Consider the following 1,807-nt stretch of genomic DNA (forward strand, 5'->3'; position numbering starts at 1 on the left):
TCAGCCCGGTGATCAGCTCCACCACCCCCGCCTCGTAGGCGACCTCGCGGACCAGGCCGGCCGCGGCGAACGCCTGGTCCGACTGGGCGCGGGCGGGCGTCCCGGCCACGAAGTCCACGAACGTCTCCCCGGCGATGTCCCGCAGGGTGACCCGCTTCGCCCCGGCCAGCCGGTGCCCGGCCGCCACCACCAGCACATGCTCGTCGTGGTCGAGCGCCACGCTCTCCACGCCCGTGGGCCGCTCGCCCTCCGGCAGCCCGAGGAAGGCGATGTCCAGCTCGCCGCGGCGGATCGCCGCCGCCAGCTCGTCACTGCGCCCGGACCGCAGCAGCACCCGCACCTCCGGGTGCCTGGCGCGGTAGCGCTGCAACACCTCCGGTACGTCCACGGCGGCGGTGGTCACGATCACGCCGACGGCGAGCCGGCCGCGCACCACGCCGGTCGCGGCGGCGGCGTCGGCCACCGCGCGGTCGGCGGCGGCCAGCGCCTCGCGCGCCCGGGCCACGAACGCCTCGCCCGCCTCGGTGAGTTCGACCCGGCGGCTGGAGCGGGCGAACAGCCGTACCCCCAACTCCCGCTCGAGGCCCGCGATCCGGTGGCTGAGCGAGGACTGCGTCACGTAACACCGCTCGGCGGCACGGGTGAAGTTACGGGTCTCGGCGACGGCGACGGCGTACCGCATCTGCTGGAGGTCCACCCGATCATGGTTTCCGTGCATGACTGCGATGGCAACCATGTCTTGGACGCATGACGGGGCGGCGGCCGAGACTCCTCACATGTCCTCGTCCGCGCACCGGCCGGCCACCGTCGCGCCGGCCGCCCACCGGTCCGCCACCGTCCTGCTGACCGCCCTCGCCCCCGCCGCCTGGGGCACCACCTACGTCGTCACCACCGAACTCCTCCCGCCCGGACACCCGTTGTTCGCCGGACTCATGCGCTCCCTGCCCGCCGGGCTGGCCGGCCTGGCGCTCACCCGGGTGCTGCCGCGCGGGGACTGGTGGTGGATCCGCAGCCCGGTGTTCATGGTGACTCCTCGTCTGTTCGCTGCCCACAGGCGGCTCGATGGCCTTCAACATACCCCAGGGGGGTACAGAGTCAAGCCGGGGCACACCTTGCCCCTCGATACGGGCAGGGGGTATCCGTGGAGGGGTTCGCCCTCAGTGTGCGACGAGAGGATCCGAGGATGACCACCAGGCCGGACACCTCCGGACGGCGAGGCCGGGAGGACGGCGGACCGGCCGTGCCGACCGTGCTCCGCAGGGGGTCGGGCACCCCGTGACCCGCATGGCGGCGATCGCCCTCCTCCAGGCCCTGGCCGCCCACCTCGGTCACACGGACCCCGGCCGGTCCTGCGGCTGCCACGGGTCCGGCGGGCGCGCCGCGATGTGACAGCGGGTCACTCCGCCACTACCCTGCGCATGTGATCGGAACGCGGGACGGCGGCGACAGGAGCGCGGGGCGCTCGCGCCACGCCGCCCTGCTGATCGGACTGGTCCTGGTGATCGCCGCCCATCTCGCCGGCTCGGTGCACGCCTGCTCCTTCGCCGGGCGCGGCCCGAGCGCCGTGGCGGCGCGCGAGGCCGCGCACCCGGCGGGCACCGCCGACGGCACGGATCCGACCGGCCCTCCCCGGCACCGGCACACGGCGGACGGCCATCTGGACCACACGGCGGACCGGCCGCGCGCCGCGCTGGACGACACCGGGCTCGACGGCGAGCAGCACCCGCCGGCGCTGCCCACCACGCCGCGCGGACGTGCGACACATCCCGCACGGCACAGGCCCCCCGGTGTCCCCCGTGCCCGCGCC

2 protein-coding genes and 1 pseudogene are annotated in these 1,807 nt (G+C 75.4%); 2 read left to right on the top strand and 1 reads right to left on the bottom strand.

What is annotated here, in order from left to right:
• A partial coding sequence (locus H5J33_RS33835; protein ID WP_181798499.1) for a LysR family transcriptional regulator occupies positions 1-697 on the bottom strand: 697 nt, incomplete at its 3' end.
• Between the two features lie 79 nt (positions 698-776).
• Here H5J33_RS33835 and H5J33_RS38090 point away from each other — a divergent pair.
• Both H5J33_RS38090 and H5J33_RS33845 read left to right on the top strand, forming a co-directional pair.
• Positions 777-1,121 (top strand): annotated as a pseudogene (locus H5J33_RS38090) (EamA family transporter); the annotation flags it as partial.
• A 299-nt stretch (positions 1,122-1,420) separates the two neighbouring features.
• Positions 1,421-1,807: hypothetical protein (locus tag H5J33_RS33845; RefSeq protein ID WP_181798498.1), on the top strand; the 387-nt coding region annotated here is incomplete at its 3' end.

Origin of the sequence: Streptomyces sp. WELS2, assembly GCF_013870595.1 — a bacterium.
Classification (GTDB): domain Bacteria; phylum Actinomycetota; class Actinomycetes; order Streptomycetales; family Streptomycetaceae; genus Streptomyces.